The sequence below is a fragment of the Micromonospora tarapacensis genome (assembly GCF_019697375.1).
Taxonomy (GTDB): domain Bacteria; phylum Actinomycetota; class Actinomycetes; order Mycobacteriales; family Micromonosporaceae; genus Micromonospora; species Micromonospora tarapacensis.
In genome coordinates this window covers 181299-195430 of record NZ_JAHCDI010000004.1, presented here as the reverse complement: position 1 = coordinate 195430, position 14132 = coordinate 181299, and the positions used below count along the sequence as shown (strand labels likewise).

12 protein-coding genes are annotated in these 14132 nt (G+C 66.5%); 4 read left to right on the top strand and 8 right to left on the bottom strand.

The window, feature by feature from the left end:
• Nucleotides 1–23 precede the first annotated feature (23 nt).
• Together KIF24_RS06950 and KIF24_RS06945 are read left to right on the top strand one after the other, a co-directional pair.
• Nucleotides 24–1061 (top strand): ABC transporter substrate-binding protein, encoded by a 1038-nt coding sequence (locus KIF24_RS06950; RefSeq protein WP_221083328.1) that lies wholly within the window; start codon nt 24–26, stop codon nt 1059–1061.
• Nucleotides 1062–1119: 58 nt separating this feature from the next.
• Nucleotides 1120–2472, top strand: a complete 1353-nt coding sequence (locus KIF24_RS06945; protein WP_221083327.1) for a M20/M25/M40 family metallo-hydrolase — start codon at nt 1120–1122, stop codon at nt 2470–2472.
• Here KIF24_RS06945 and KIF24_RS06940 read toward each other — a convergent pair.
• Nucleotides 2466–3083, bottom strand: a complete 618-nt coding sequence (locus KIF24_RS06940) for a TetR/AcrR family transcriptional regulator (protein ID WP_221083326.1) — start codon at nt 3081–3083, stop codon at nt 2466–2468. The genes KIF24_RS06945 and KIF24_RS06940 overlap by 7 nt on opposite strands.
• Before the next feature lie 92 nt (nt 3084–3175).
• Here KIF24_RS06940 and KIF24_RS06935 point away from each other — a divergent pair, with 92 nt between their 5' ends.
• Nucleotides 3176–3655: a thioesterase family protein gene (locus KIF24_RS06935; protein WP_221083325.1), complete on the top strand. Its 480-nt coding sequence runs from the start codon at nt 3176–3178 to the stop codon at nt 3653–3655.
• Nucleotides 3656–3771: 116 nt separating this feature from the next.
• Here the strand turns inward: KIF24_RS06935 and KIF24_RS06930 are convergent, their stop codons facing one another.
• The 7 genes from KIF24_RS06930 to mtnP form a co-directional block, all read right to left on the bottom strand.
• Nucleotides 3772–4593: an AraC family transcriptional regulator gene (locus KIF24_RS06930; protein ID WP_221083324.1), complete on the bottom strand. Its 822-nt coding sequence runs from the start codon at nt 4591–4593 to the stop codon at nt 3772–3774.
• Between the two features lie 41 nt (nt 4594–4634).
• Nucleotides 4635–5780 carry an acyl-CoA dehydrogenase family protein gene (locus KIF24_RS06925; RefSeq protein ID WP_221083323.1) on the bottom strand — a complete coding sequence of 382 codons (1146 nt, stop codon included), beginning with the start codon at nt 5778–5780 and terminating at the stop codon, nt 4635–4637.
• Nucleotides 5773–6723, bottom strand: coding sequence for a zinc-binding dehydrogenase (locus KIF24_RS06920; RefSeq protein ID WP_221083322.1), 951 nt, complete (start codon nt 6721–6723; stop codon nt 5773–5775). Before KIF24_RS06920 ends, KIF24_RS06925 begins: the two co-directional genes overlap by 8 nt.
• A complete protein-coding gene (locus KIF24_RS06915) occupies nt 6720–7103 on the bottom strand; it encodes a cupin domain-containing protein (protein ID WP_221083321.1) in 384 nt (127 codons plus the stop codon). The genes KIF24_RS06920 and KIF24_RS06915 overlap by 4 nt, the downstream gene beginning before the upstream one ends.
• A 31-nt stretch (nt 7104–7134) precedes the next feature.
• The gene (gene ileS / locus KIF24_RS06910; RefSeq protein WP_221083320.1) at nt 7135–10365 is read right to left on the bottom strand and encodes an isoleucine--tRNA ligase; all 3231 of its coding nucleotides are present in this window, start codon (nt 10363–10365) and stop codon (nt 7135–7137) included.
• 31 nt (nt 10366–10396) lie between these two features.
• On the bottom strand, nt 10397–11392 hold the full coding sequence (locus KIF24_RS06905) for a DMT family transporter (protein ID WP_221083319.1): 996 nt from the start codon (nt 11390–11392) through the stop codon (nt 10397–10399).
• Nucleotides 11393–11550: 158 nt separating this feature from the next.
• Nucleotides 11551–12444: an S-methyl-5'-thioadenosine phosphorylase gene (mtnP, locus tag KIF24_RS06900; RefSeq protein ID WP_221083318.1), complete on the bottom strand. Its 894-nt coding sequence runs from the start codon at nt 12442–12444 to the stop codon at nt 11551–11553.
• A 243-nt stretch (nt 12445–12687) separates the two neighbouring features.
• Here mtnP and ahcY point away from each other — a divergent pair, with 243 nt between their 5' ends.
• On the top strand, nt 12688–14127 hold the full coding sequence (gene ahcY, locus KIF24_RS06895) for an adenosylhomocysteinase (RefSeq protein WP_221083317.1): 1440 nt from the start codon (nt 12688–12690) through the stop codon (nt 14125–14127).
• Nucleotides 14128–14132 lie beyond the last annotated feature (5 nt).

Below are 14132 nucleotides of genomic sequence, written 5' to 3'. Positions count from 1 at the left end.
CCACCGTGTAAAGGAGCCGCGCCATGCACAGACGCCGTAGCCGCCGCTTCCGCATGTCAACTGTCGTTGCCGTCGTCGCACTGCTGATGGTGGCTGGCTGTGCCTCCGACTCCGATTCGAGAGACCGCCAGGGGCAGCCGCCCCTCAAGGTCGGCCTGTTCCAGCTCAGCCAGGCCGAACTTCTCGATGAGATCATTGGCGGGTTCAGGAGCCAGTTGACCGATGAACTCGCCCCACGCGAGATCATTTTTGATCTCAAGAACGCACAGGGCGACCACAGCCTCATCCAGAACATCGCCCAGCAGTTCGCGTCCTCCGACAACGACCTGTTCGCGGTCGCCGGCACCCCGGGCATCATCGCACTGGCCCAGATGGAGACGACAAAGCCGATCATCGGCCTGGCCATGACCGACCCGGTCAAGGCCAAGGTCGCCAAGAGTCTCGATGCCTCGCAGAGCAATGTCACCGGCAGCCTGGGCTTCATCGAGCCACCGGAGATCCTCGCGCAACTGGTGCAGATCACTCCGATGCCACGTCGGATCGGAACAATCTACGATCCCAGCAACGAGGCCTCTCGGATCTGGACGGAGAGCTTCAAGCAAGCGCTGCACAGCGGGCCTGACATCACTCTGGTGGAGGCCACGATCGCCTCATCCGGCGACATCACGGCGGCGGCTCGTTCGTTGGTGGGCCGAAGCGACCTGTGGATCATCCCACCCGACACCACGATGATCGCTGGCATGCCCGCAGTCGGTGGCACAGCGATACAGGCAAAGGTGCCTCTGATCATCACCGCCGGTGACGCGTCCACGGCCGGGGTGCTGGCCTCTGTCGGACCCGACTACGCGCAACTCGGCAGCCTCGCCGCCGGTACCGCGGCCCGCGCCGTACGGGGTGAGGACCCGGCGACGATCCCCTTCATCCGACCCACCGGCGCAACCTGGGAGGTGAACCAGACGACGTTGTCGGCACTTTCCGTCACCCTGCCGTCCGTCGCCTTCGAGGAGCAGAGCGCCACACCCGCCGGATCCGCCGAGCCGGCCCCGACTTCCTCTCGGTAGCCGACTCCCCGGCCGGCCAGGTCGTCGTGGGTGCCACGAGCATTGTGCGGAGGAAGTGATGTCAGGACAGGCCACCCCTGAGGGCGGACCGGTGCCCGACGCGACCGATCTCGACGAGGTAGTCGGAATCTGTCGAGGTCTGCTACGAATGGACACCTCCAATCCGGGCCGGTTGGAACGTCCAGCCGCCGAGTACGTGGCCGACCTGCTGACCGAGGCTGGCTGGCCGGTGACCGTGCTCGCGGCGGAAGAGGGACGCACCAACGTGGTGGTGTGCATCCCGGGTCGGCAGCCCAAGCTCGACCCGCTGCTGGTGCACTGCCACCTCGACGTGGTGCCGGTGGACGAGCGACGGTGGACAGTCGACCCGTTCGGCGGCGAGGAGCGCGACGGCTGCCTGTGGGGCCGCGGTGCTGTAGATATGAAGGACATGGCCGCGATGATGCTGGCCTCCGCCCGGCATTACGGCCGTACCGGGGACTCCCCGGCCCGGGACGTGGTCATGGCGTTCCTGGCCGACGAGGAGATGGGCGGCAATCTCGGCGCCGGCCACCTGGTGCGGTCACACCCGTCGCTCATAGGCGGCTGCACGGTCGCCATCGGTGAGGTGGGCGGCTTCAGCGTCCCGGTCGGTGACGGGCGCCGGATCTACCTGGTGGAGACTGCGGAGAAGGGTGTGGCGTGGATCCGACTGACCGCGGCCGGCGCGGGTGGGCATGCCAGCATGATCCATGGCGACAATCCGATCACGCGGATCGCCCACGCGATCCGCAGGCTGGAGGACGGCGGCCGGTTCCAGCTGACCACCGGCACGGAACGTTTCCTGGACGTGATCGCCGAGGCGCGGGAGACTCCCACCGATGTCCGCGACGCCGAGGCGGTACGCCATCTGCTGGATTCACTCGGGCCGGTGTCGCGCATGCTGCACGCCTCGCTGCGCCACACCTACAACGCCACCATCGTCAACGCCGGATTCAAGGAGAACGTCGTACCCTCCACCGCTGATGCCCTGATAGACGCACGCTTCCTACCGGGATTGGAACAGGACTTCCGCCAGGAGGTGGAACGGCTACTCGACGGCAGCGGCGTCCAGTGGGAATTTGAGCGATGGCTGCCGGCAGTGGCCATGGCGAACACCAGCCGGGCGCTCAAGGATCCGGTGTTCACCGCGATCGAGCGGGCGTTGCGCACCGAGGATCCGACAGCTGTGTCCACGCCGTACACCCTCTCCGCCGGCACCGATGCCAAGTCCTTCGCCAAGCTGGGCATGGCCTGCTATGGCTTCACACCGCTGCGGCTGCCCCCGGACTTCGACTTCAGCGCACAGTTCCACGCCGACGACGAACGGGTGCCGATCGACGCGTTGCGGTTCGGAGCACGTGTGCTGAAAGCCTTTCTCGACGCCTACTGAGCTGCGTCCGGCGAGGTGACTCCTGGACGGGGTGGCAACCCGGCCGACTCCTCCGGTGCGGTCCGGAGGAGTCGGATCAGGTCCGCAAAGGCTCCCTCGATCCGTTCCTGGTCGCGGGTGGCCAGCAGGTCGAGCAGGAGACCCCGGATTGCCGCTAGTACCAGCGTCGGCGCGTAGGGCGTGTTGCCGGCAGCACCGGTGCGAGTCACCACCTGGCGCATCGGCGTCAGCCACTCCTGGACGCTCGCCGCGCCGAAGTCACGCCAGGCTCCGTCCTGGTTGTGCAACGAACGGACACACCCTTCGAAGAACAGCCTCTCGATTTCTGCTTGTCCGGGGTCGGTTAGCCAGCGCCACAGTGTCTCGATGGGATCGCTGCCGGAGTTGGCGGCCTGCTCGACGGCATCGAGCTGCCGGGCACGGGATCGGGCCAAAACCTCACGAATCAGGCCCTCCTTGGATCCGAAATAGTAGAGGAGGACGCGTGGGCTCGAACCCACGGCCGTGGCCAGCGGCCGTAGCGACATGTCGGACAACCCGTGGGTGGCCGAGTATTCCAGGACCCGGGCGATGAGTTCCTCGCGTCGCTCGCTGTCGGTGCCCGATGTCACGCCCCGGTCGCTGTCTTCGGTATCCGACTCCACAATTCCAGTTTGCCACCCACAGCCGCTAATATGATCCGCGGAGCAGTGCGCACGGGTCCGTGGTCGTTCGCAGTGACCCGACCGGCGAGAAAGGAGGGCTCATGCAAACGACACTTCGCCCCGGCCTCGCCGGGGCTGGACGGCTGAAGATCGTCGACGGCCTCACCGTTCCCTCCGTGCACCACGCGCTCAGCGCCTTCGCCGACATGCCCCGGGTGTTCGCGACGGCGTATCTGGTCGCGTTCGTCGAGGCGACCTGCATCGAGGCGATCGCACCTGTCCTTCCGGCTGGCCAGCACAGCGTCGGCACCCATGTCGACCTGAGCCATGTCGCCGCAACGCCGATCGGCATGACCGTCTCGGCCGAGGTCGAGCTCATCGAGGTCGCCGGAAGGCGGCTACGCTTCCGAGTCACCTGCCACGACGACACCGATCTGATTTGCCGCGGCCATCACGAGCGCCACGTCATTGACCTGGCGAAGTTCAACGATCGGGTGATAACGAAGGCAGCGGCGTCGGGCAACGACGAATCAAGCTGACTCTCCGCTCGACAGCGTCCCGGGTCCTCCACGAGCCCGCGTCCGGCGTGCAGGGGGGCGGCTCTGGTACGTGTCGCGGAACCGCGATCGCGTCACCGCCTCGACGCCGGATCGGTTCAACTCGCCGCCGCCGATGTCAGCATTCGACGGAAGGCGGCGGGTGGGTGCCCGCACTCGGCGCGGACGGTCCGGGTCATATGGGCGTGATCAGCGAAGCCTAGCTCGATGGCGATCTTGGCCAGCCCTTGCTCGCCGGCTTCGATCTGCTCAAGCACGCGACACACCCGGATGCGGTTACGGAAACGGGTCAGTGACATGCCCACGTTACGGTGGAACACCCTGCTGAGGTAGGGCGGGGACGAATGCAGCTCACGCGCCAGATCCCGCAGGCTGAGCGAGACCGGGTCATCGGTCAGCAGTTCCCGTGCGCCGTCCACCAGCCGACGGACGGTTATCGTACTCGGCACCGTCGCTGGCGGACTCGGCTGCCGTGACGGGTCCAGCATCGCGTAGAGCAACTGGGACACCCGCTCGTGCAGCTCGAACTCGTCCGTGCCCGCCCGCGCCCGGGAGACCAGCAGTCGGTGAAGCAGATCGATGCGGCCGGTGGTGACCATCGGCCGAGTGGTACCGAGCCCATCCGTGCCAACGACATCGCGGAGCAACGGTGCGGAGAAGGTGATGCTGGTGCACATGTCGGTGACGTCCACCCGGTGCGCTATCTGCTGCTCGTCGCCGGGTCGCGCGATGTAAGCCAGCATGGGATCGGCCACGAGATCCCAGTCACCCACGCGCAGCCGAAACAGACCGCTACGGACGAACACCAACCGGTAATCCGTGTGCACCTCGGGCGGAAACCATGCCCTGCGGTCGGCACGGATCCGCACGTCGTCCACACTAAATTCGCCACAGTCGACCAGACGCATCACAGACCGCATCGGGCCATCCTATCTCTGATCAACACCGGGGAGGTTCGACATCACGCGTCGGCCAACAGTGTTCGAGCCATGACGAGCCGCTGGATCTCATTCGAGCCCTCATATATCTGGGTCACCTTCGCGTCGCGCATCATCCGCTCGACGGGGTGCGTCCGGGTGTAGCCGTTGCCGCCGAGAAGCTGTACGGCGCTGATGGTGACCTCCATCGCGACGTCCGAGGCGAAACACTTCGCTGCCGCCGCGTAGAAGCGCAGGTCCTCGGCGCCCGCCTCACACCTGGCCGCCGCCGCGTAGGTGAGTTCACGGGCCGCAGCCAGCTTCATCGCCATGTTTGCGATCGTGAACTTGACACCCTGGAACTCGGCGATGGCCCGACCGAACTGCCGCCGCCCCTCGATGTACCGGACCGCATAGTCCAGCGCCCCCTGTGCGACACCGACCGCCTGCGCACCGATCGTGATCCGGCTATGGTCCAATGCGGACAGCGCCAGGCGCAGCCCCTCCCCTTCGCGTCCGACCAACCGGTCTGCCGGAATTCGCGTGTCTTCGAAGTACAGCGGGCAGGTCGGTGACGCGCGGACCCCGAGCTTGTCCTCGGCCGTACCGACCCGGACCCCTGGATCATCCGCGTGCACCATGAAGCACGAAGCTGGCCCAGGGTCCGTGGCCGCGACCACGAGGTGGTAATCGGCCACGTTACCGTTCGTGATCCAGCGCTTGGCACCGGTCAGCACGTAGGAGTCACCGTCGCGGACGGCGCGCGTCGAGATCGCCGAGACGTCGCTGCCGGCATCAGTCTCGGAGAGAGCGAACGAGAGGATCGCACCGTCCCGGATCACCGCTGGCAGGTAGCGCTCCCTGACCTGATCGGCGCCAGCCGCCAGCAGCACCAGGCTGACCAGCCGGGTCACGTTGGGGGTCAGCGACGACGAGGCACACGCCCGGGCCACCTCCTCGATGATCAGGCACGAGGTGAGCGCATCAGCACCGCGGCCGCCGTAGGCGGCGGGAACGTGCGGGGCATAGAGCCCGGCATCCACCAGTGCCCGATGGGACGCCCAGGGGTACTCGCCGCTGCGGTCCAGCTCCGCGGCCTGCGGTGCCACCACCTCCTCCACGATCGTCCGGACCTCCGCACGAACCTGCTCATGGGCCGCGGAGAGTGGCGACCAGGACCCTTCACTCATCGGTCGCCCCCGGCGTCCGCGGGCTGGGCGGGCAGGTGCGCAGCACGGCCTTACCCGCTATTTGACGGGCTCGTAGCCGACCGAGGACGGTCGCCGCGTCGGTCCAGTCCGCGACGGCGGCCACATCCGTCACCAACTCGCCGTCGGCGCTGAGCCTGAGCAGATATTCCAGGTCAGCGGCCGGGGCTTCCCGCACGATGTCGTACAGCAGGTAGAAACCCCGGATGGTGGCCTGTTTGGAGTAGAAGTCGGCGATCGACAGAGTGGTCTCGGCCTGGGAGGAACTGCCGAAACAGACCATCAGGCCGCCGGGGGCCAGCAGATCGATGCTCTGGCACAGGACGCTGCCGCCGACCGACTCAAGGATCAGGTCGTACCTCCGGCGCAGGCCCTGAAGGCTGTGCACCACCTCGTGCGCCCCGAGTTGCAGGACACCGCGAGCGCGATCGGGGCTGCCCACCACGGCGATCACGTGGGCTCCGGCACGCCGCGCGAGCTGCACCGCGAACCGCCCGACGCCGCCCGCCGCCCCTTGCACCAGCACCGACTGTCCGGCTAGGTCGCCACGGAGGCGCAGCACCCGGAGGGCGGTCAGCCCCGCCACGGGCAGGGCCGCCGCCGCCTCACTGCTCACGTTGTCCGGAATCCGGGCGAGTTGCCCGGTGGGAACCGTCAGCTGCTCCGCCCAACTCCCCTCGACGACCAATCCGCAGACCCGGCCGCCCGCGGGAATCGTGCCTCCAGGTGCACGCACCACGACCCCCGCGAAATCCCATCCCGGCTGCCAGCCGAAGTGTGACGACGACATCAGCCGGTGCAGTTCCCCCCGGTTGACCGAGACCGCCTCAACCCGCACAACCGCGTCGCCATGTTCGGCGAAGGGGGGCTTCACCTCACGCAGCTCCACCAGATTCGGTGGGCCGACGCACACCAGCGCCTTCATCGCCAATCCGGTCGCGTAGGCCAACGGAGGGAACCGCTGGGGGCCTCGGGCAGCGAGTCCCAGTCGTCACGCGGCGGGCTGAAGCACTCCACGATGACCGCACCCTCGGTCCCCGCCGTGACTTCGTGCGGGATCCCACCCGGCAACCGGTACGTGCCACCGGCGTGCAGCTCGCACGACTCCGTGTCGGTCACGAACCGGGCTGAGCCCTGGATCACCGTACCGATCTGCTCGTTGTCGTGCCGATGCCTGGGGACCCGGACGTTGGGCCCAAGTTCCGCGATCGCCATCGTCATTCGTTGCCCGGAGAGGAGGCGCACGGAAACGCCGTCCCAGGCCTGCTTCGGAGTGAGCGCATCCGACTCGTAAAGGTCGGGCATTGGTTCCTCCATCTGGTGGTGGTCACACAGGTCACCGGACTACCTCCAGATCGACCACGACGGTACCGTCGCCCAGACGGATCCGCTCCCCGGTCTCCGGCGGCGTCTCGGTCCGGTCAATCTGAACTGCCAGGACGTCCCGGCGCAGCGCCGCCTCATGGGCACGCAAGGCCGAATCGATCTCCTTGTGCGGGTCATCCTCGATCCGCAGTGAGAGCCGCACCCGGTCGGTGATGTGCAGATCACGTCGTTTGCGCAGCTCGTTGAGCATTCGCACCAGATCCCGGGCGAGCCATTCCAGCCTCAGCTCGGTGGTGATCGCCCGATCGATCGCGATGCTGTATCCACCCTCGGTCGAGATCTGCCAACCGGTCACCGGCTCCTCGATGACCTGCACTGCCTCGGCGGCGATGGTGACCGTCTCGTCGTTGACGCATACCTCGAATTGTCCGTGGGCGCGCAGCGCGGCCACCACCGTGTCGGCGTCGGCCTGTTGGATCGCTGCGACGACCGCAGGGGTACGCGCGCCGAACAGCGGTCCCAGCACCCGGAAGTTCGGTTTGGTCGTGTACTTCACCATCTCGGCGGACTCGCTCGTCGCGAGCGTCACCTGTTTGAGGTTCAGCTCGGCGGCGATGATGTCCCGCATCGGTTCCAGCCAGTCACGTTCGTCGGCGGGCACCGTCACCACGGCCCGCTGCAACGGACAGCGCACCGGCACCCCGACTCCCACCCGGGCATCGCGGCCCAGCGCGACCACCCGTCGGGTCAGTGTCATCGCCTTACGTAGATCCGGGTCTGTGGTGCCGGTCCGCGCCTGCGGGAACCGGCTCAGGTGTACCGAATCCGGCGCCTCCGGGTCGAATCGGCGCACCAGGTTCTCGTACATCTCGTCGGCGAGGAAGGGCGTCAGCGGCGCCAACATTCCGGCAAGCGTTCGCAGGCAGGTGTAGAGCGTGGAGAAGGCCGAGTTGGCATCATCGGACAACTCCGTTGCACTGGCGTCCCAGAACCGGTCCCGGTTACGGCGGAGGTACCAGTTCGACAGATCGTCGACGAAGGTAGCCACCCGACGCCCGGCTCGGGTGATGTCGAACTCGGCGAAAGCCCGGTCGACCTCGGTCACCACGTCGGCGACCTCGGCGAGCCCGTAGCGGTCCATCACCGGCACCGGCCCGGTGACCGGCCGAGCCGTCCGCGGGTTCCAGCCGGCAAGCTCCGCGTGGGTCACGAAGAAGTAGTAGGTGTTCCAGATGGTCAACAACAGCTTGCGGGTGACCTGCCGGACGCTCTCGTCACCGATCCGGCGGGGCTGCCACGGGTTACCCTCTACCAGCATCAGCCAACGCAGGCCGTCGGCACCGTGACTGTCGATCAGACTCCACGGATCTAGGACATTTCCCAGTGACTTGGACATCTTACGTCCGTTGACGTCGACGATATGACCAAGGCACAGAGCACGCCGGTAGCTGTTCCGGTCAAACAGGATGGTCGAGATCGCGTGCAGCGAATACCACCAGCCACGCGTCTGGTCGATAGCCTCGGCAGTGTAGTCGCTCGGGAAGAACCGCTCGAAACTCTCGCTACTTCCCGGCTTGTGCGGATATCCGAACTGCGCGAACGGCATCGCACCCGAGTCGTACCAGGCATCGATCACCTCCGGTACGCGGCGCATCTCACCGTCCCCGCAGGCGGCACAGGCGATCGTCACATCGTCGACGAACGGCCGGTGCGGGTCCATGGCCGACATGTCGCCACCGGTCAGCTCGCCAAGCTCGGCCAGGGAGCCGACCGCCTTGGTGTGCCGGCACGCCTGGCATCGCCAGAGCGGCATCGGCGTGCCCCAGTAACGTTCCCTGGACAGAGCCCAGTCGACGTTGTTGGTGAGCCAGTCACCGTAGCGGCCTGAGCGGATGTGCTCAGGGCGCCAGTCGACCGTGGCATTCTCCTCCAGCAGCCGGTCGCGGTACCGGGTGGTGGCGATGTACCAGGACGGCTTTGCATAGTAGAGCAGCGGAGTGGAGCAGCGCCAGCAGAACGGGAACGTGTGCGAGTAGAGCTCACTGAAGAGCAGATAGTCGGACGCCTCCATGTCCTGGACCACCTGGACGTTGACGTCACGCACGTACATTCCGGCGTAGGGCCCGACCCGCTGGTCGAAGCAGCCGGCGGTGTCGACGTAATTGACCACCGGCAGGTGGTTCTCCTTGGCGACTCGCATGTCGTCCTCGCCGTACGCGGGGGCCGTGCTCACGATGCCGGTGCCCTGACCGGTGGTGACGAAGTCACCGGCCACCACGAACCGGGTCGACGCCGGATCGCCGTCGGGATCGTCCGGTGACCCCGGGCCGACGTACTCGAACGGGGCTCGGTAGCGGGCGCCGAGCAGTTCGCCGTTGTCGACCTCGCGCACCACCACCGCCTCTGCCCCCAACACAGCCTCCACCAGGTCGGCAGCCAGCACGACCAGGCGGTTGCCGGCCCGGCCGCCGCGGGCGAGCACGTACCGGATGTCGTTGCCGATCACCGCGAGTGTGCTGAAAACGACGGTCCACGGCAGCGTGGTCCAGGCCAGCAGCGAGGCGCCCGCCGGATCGCCGCCCACGCCTGAGCCGCCCGGGGCCAGTGGGCCAGTCAGCAGTGGCAGCACGAAGTAGATGCTCAGGTCCTCAGTCTGTGCGTAGCCCTGCGCCACCTCGTGATCGGAGAGCGTCGTGCCGCAGCGCGGGCAGTACGGCACCACCCGGAAGTCCTCGTAGAGCAGACCGCGGTCGTACATGTTTTTGATCGACCACCAGACGCTCTCCACATAGGCCGGAGACATCGTCCAGTAAGCGTCCTCCATGTCGCACCAGTAGGCGATGCGCTCGGTCAGCTTTTTCCAGTCCTCCACGTAGCGGGTCACCGATTCCCTGCACCGGGCGTTGAACTCAGCGACGCCGTACTGCTCAATCTGGGGTTTGCCGGTGAAGCCGAGCTGCTTCTCCACCTCAAGCTCGACCGGGATGCCATGGCAGTCCCACCCCGCCCGGCGCGGTACGTGGTAGCCCTTCATGGTGAAGTACCGCGGCATGACGTCCTTGAAGACGCGGGCCTCGACGTGGTGCACGCCCGGCCGTCCGTTCGCCGTTGGCGGCCCGTCGTAGCAACTCAGCAGTGGCGCACCCGGCTTCTCCCGCATCGAGGCGCGGACGACGTCACGTGCCCGCCAGCGCTCGATGATGCGACGCTCCAACGCGGGGAAGTCCGGTTGCTTGTCCACGGCGTCATACTGCACAGTGTTCTTCCTCCATTTAGCGTGGGATTGCCGTTCGTGACTCTTCGTCCGGCCTGTCGTCGAGCACGGGTGGCCCGGGGACCGCGGCATGTCGGGCGGCTTCGGGCCGAGTGCGGCGAAATGCCGACCGGGTCATGCAGCGCAACCGATCCGGTGGGGTGATCGCGATCGCGCTGCCGAGCAGGATCAGTACGCCTCCGCACAGGGCCTGCAGCGTCCAGACGTAGCTCTCCAGGAGCGTGGACCAGACGAGGGCGACGATCGGGAACAGGACGGTGATGTAACCCGCCCGGGCCGCCCCGCCACGACCGAGGAGCGTGAGGTAGAACGCAAAGCCGATTATCGAACCGAAGATCACGAGATAGGCCAGCGAGATGATGTACGTGGGTTCGAGTGAGACTCGGAAACCGCCGGTGACCAGGACAACAGGAACCAGGATCAGCGCGCCGTAGAGCAGGCCGAAGGCTTCGCTCTGCACCACTGGAACACCCGCTTCCTGGCTACTCACCGAGACCATGTTACCCAGCGAAAAACACATGGTACCGGCCAACGCCATGCCCACACCCAAGAGGCTTTCCGCATTGGCGCGCATGCCTACAAGATCAGGCCAGAACATGATCGTGGCGCCGGCGATACCCAGTACGGTGGCGACCAGCACGATCGGGCTGATCCGCTTTCGCAGGAAAATGGAGGTGTTTATGACATTGAGCGGCAACGTCATGGAGAACAAGAGCGCCACCAGGCCCGAGGCGATCTTCTCCTCCGCCGTGTAGAGGAAGAGATAGTTGCCGGAGAACATGAGCGTTCCGATCAGCGCCATCTGCACGTGCTGCCGGAACCTGAACCGCAACGGCGTTCTGCGCACGAGCAGGTAGCCGAACAGCAGCAGGGCCGCTGCGGCCGACCGGTAGCAGATGGACGCCGCGACGGGCACATCACCCACCTGGTACGCGATCGCAACCCAGGTACTCCCCCAGATGACGACCACCGCGACATAGAACAGGACAACCACGCTGTGCCTCCGTCCCCCGCCGCCCCACGACGAGGGAGAGTCCCCTCACCGGCGCCGGAGCACCCTCGTCGGCCGGGACGAGCGTATGGTGCGGAGCTTCGACACCGCTTGAACTTCCTTGTCCTGATCCCGCATCTCGGCTCCGGTCGCGACTCGGACTACGACCCCAACTCCGGGTGGTCGCCCAGCAGGAGTCCGAGGCGCGCTCGTAGCTCCGGCATCACCTGTGCGGGGTCGGTGAGCACGGCACCGGCCAAGGCGTGCCGGCAGTCGCAGTCGGCGGCCACTTCGACGATCGCCAGCGCCTCGCGCAGCACCCGGCCGGCGGCCTCCACGTTGCGTCGCATGGTGTCGGCCACCAATTCGGCGGTGACGCTGTCCTCACTCTCGTGCCAGCAGTCGTAGTCGGTGACCAGGCAGAGGTTGGCATAGCAGAGCGTCGCCTCACGGGCCAGGCCAGCCTCGGGAACCGCAGTCATGCCGATGATGCCCATGCCCCACGAGCGGTACAGTTCCGACTCGGCGCGGGTGGAGAAGCGTGGTCCTTCGATGCAGCAGTAGGTGCCGCCGTCGGCGACATTCACCTGGCCCACCGCCGCCGCGGCGGCCAGCAGGTCGCCGCGCAGGCGGTCGCAGAACGGATCGGCCATCGCCACGTGCGCCACCAGCCCGGAGCCGAAGAACGAGGTCGGGCGCTTTCCCCGAGTCCGGTCGACGATCTGGTCGGGCACGACGAGATCACCGGGCGCGTATTTCTCCGACAGGCTGCCGACCGCGCTCACCGCGAAGACCTGCCGCACGCCGAGCGCACGCAGTGCGTACAGGTTGGCCAGCACCGGAATCTCCGACGGCATCAGCCGGTGGCCGACGCCGTGCCGGGGCAGGAAGGCGACCCGGCGACCCGCGAGGGCACCGACCGTGATCGGACCACTCGGCTCTCCGAAGGGAGTGGTCGGCATGATCAGTTCCGGATCGTCGAGCATGTCCAGCTGGTAGAGGCCACTTCCCCCGATAATGCCGATCTCCGCCGTTGAATCCTGTGACGCGGCCACGCTTTTTCTCCATTCTTGGAGGAAGATCACGACGCGAACGCAATATCCCGAACACTAACCTCTCCGCGTGCCTGAACCGATGATCGAAGCGGGTATCGGGCCCTACACCTTCCGGCCACGGGTACTACGATGTGGGTCGCATAATTCGCCTCACCGAAAGATTCTCCTAGGCCGCGCCACTCCACATCGCCTAACGTGTGGTTGCCCCGCTGGTCGTTGATGCCAAATTTTTTGGGAGAGCCGATGCCATTCGATGACTTCAAGGTTGCCGACATCTCCCTGGCCGAGTTCGGCCGCAAGGAGATCCGCCTCGCCGAACACGAGATGCCCGGTCTGATGGCGCTTCGATCCGAGTTCGCCGACGCCGTTCCGCTACGGGGGGCTCGGATCACCGGCTCACTGCACATGACGGTACAGACCGCGGTACTCATCGAGACGCTGACCGCGCTGGGCGCCAAGGTCCGGTGGGCCAGTTGCAATGTCTTCTCGACCCAGGACCACGCGGCCGCCGCGGTCGCCGTCGGCCCGGACGGCACGGTCGAGGACCCGAGGGGTGTACCGGTGTTCGCCTGGAAGGGCGAGACCCTGCCGGAGTACTGGCAGTGCACCGAGCGTGCGCTCGTCTGGCCCGACGGCGAAGGGCCCAACATGATCCTCGACGACGGCGGGGACGCGACGTTGCTGGTGCACCGCGGCGCGGAGTTCGAACGGGCCGGCGCCGTGCCCGCCACCACCGAACTGGACAGTCAGGAGGAGGCGGTAATTCTCGACCTGCTTCGCGCGTCGCTGGCCACTGAGCCGCAGCGGTGGACCCGGATCGCCAACGGGATCCGCGGCGTCACCGAGGAGACCACCACCGGGGTGCACCGTCTGTACGAGATGCAGCTACGTGGTTCCCTGCTGTTCCCCGCAATCAACGTCAACGACTCGGTCACGAAGAGCAAGTTCGACAACAGGTACGGCTGTCGCCACTCGCTGATCGACGGCATCAACCGGGCGACCGATGTTCTGATCGGCGGCAAGGTCGCGGTGGTGAACGGCTACGGCGACGTGGGCAAGGGCTGTTCGGAGTCACTACGGGGTCAGGGCGCTCGGGTGATCGTCACTGAGGTCGACCCGATCTGTGCCCTCCAGGCCGCGATGGACGGCTACCAGGTCAGCACACTCGACGATGTCGTCGAGGACGCCGACATCTTCGTCACCGCGACCGGCTGCCTGGGGGTGATCACCGCCGCCCACATGGCGCGGATGAAGCATCAGGCCATCGTGGGCAACATCGGCCACTTCGACAACGAGATCGACATGGCCGGTCTGACGAAGCTGCCGGGAATCCAGCGGATCAACATCAAGCCGCAGGTCGATGAGTGGGTCTTCCCCGACGGGCACTCGATCATCGTGCTGTCCGAGGGCCGCCTGCTCAACCTCGGCAACGCCACCGGTCACCCGTCGTTCGTGATGTCCAACTCCTTCGCGAACCAGGTGATCGCGCAGATCGAACTGTTCACGAAGACCGAGCAGTACCCGGTCGACGTCTACCGCCTGTCCAAGCAACTGGACGAGAAGGTGGCCCGGCTGCACCTGGACGCTCTCGGCATCCACCTGACCACGTTGACGAAGGCGCAGGCCGAGTATCTCGGGGTGCCGCAGGAGGGTCCTTACAAGCCCGAACACTACCGCTACTGACTCAG

Coding starts and splice junctions, on each gene's coding strand:
- KIF24_RS06915 (WP_221083321.1), bottom strand. CDS start 7,103: ATGCCCGACCTTTACGAGTCGGATGCGCTCACTCCGAAGCAGGCCTGG.
- KIF24_RS06930 (WP_221083324.1), bottom strand. CDS start 4,593: ATGCGGTCTGTGATGCGTCTGGTCGACTGTGGCGAATTTAGTGTGGAC.
- ahcY (WP_221083317.1), top strand. CDS start 12,688: ATGCCATTCGATGACTTCAAGGTTGCCGACATCTCCCTGGCCGAGTTC.
- KIF24_RS06920 (WP_221083322.1), bottom strand. CDS start 6,723: ATGAAGGCGCTGGTGTGCGTCGGCCCACCGAATCTGGTGGAGCTGCGT.
- KIF24_RS06945 (WP_221083327.1), top strand. CDS start 1,120: ATGTCAGGACAGGCCACCCCTGAGGGCGGACCGGTGCCCGACGCGACC.
- KIF24_RS06925 (WP_221083323.1), bottom strand. CDS start 5,780: ATGAGTGAAGGGTCCTGGTCGCCACTCTCCGCGGCCCATGAGCAGGTT.
- KIF24_RS06950 (WP_221083328.1), top strand. CDS start 24: ATGCACAGACGCCGTAGCCGCCGCTTCCGCATGTCAACTGTCGTTGCC.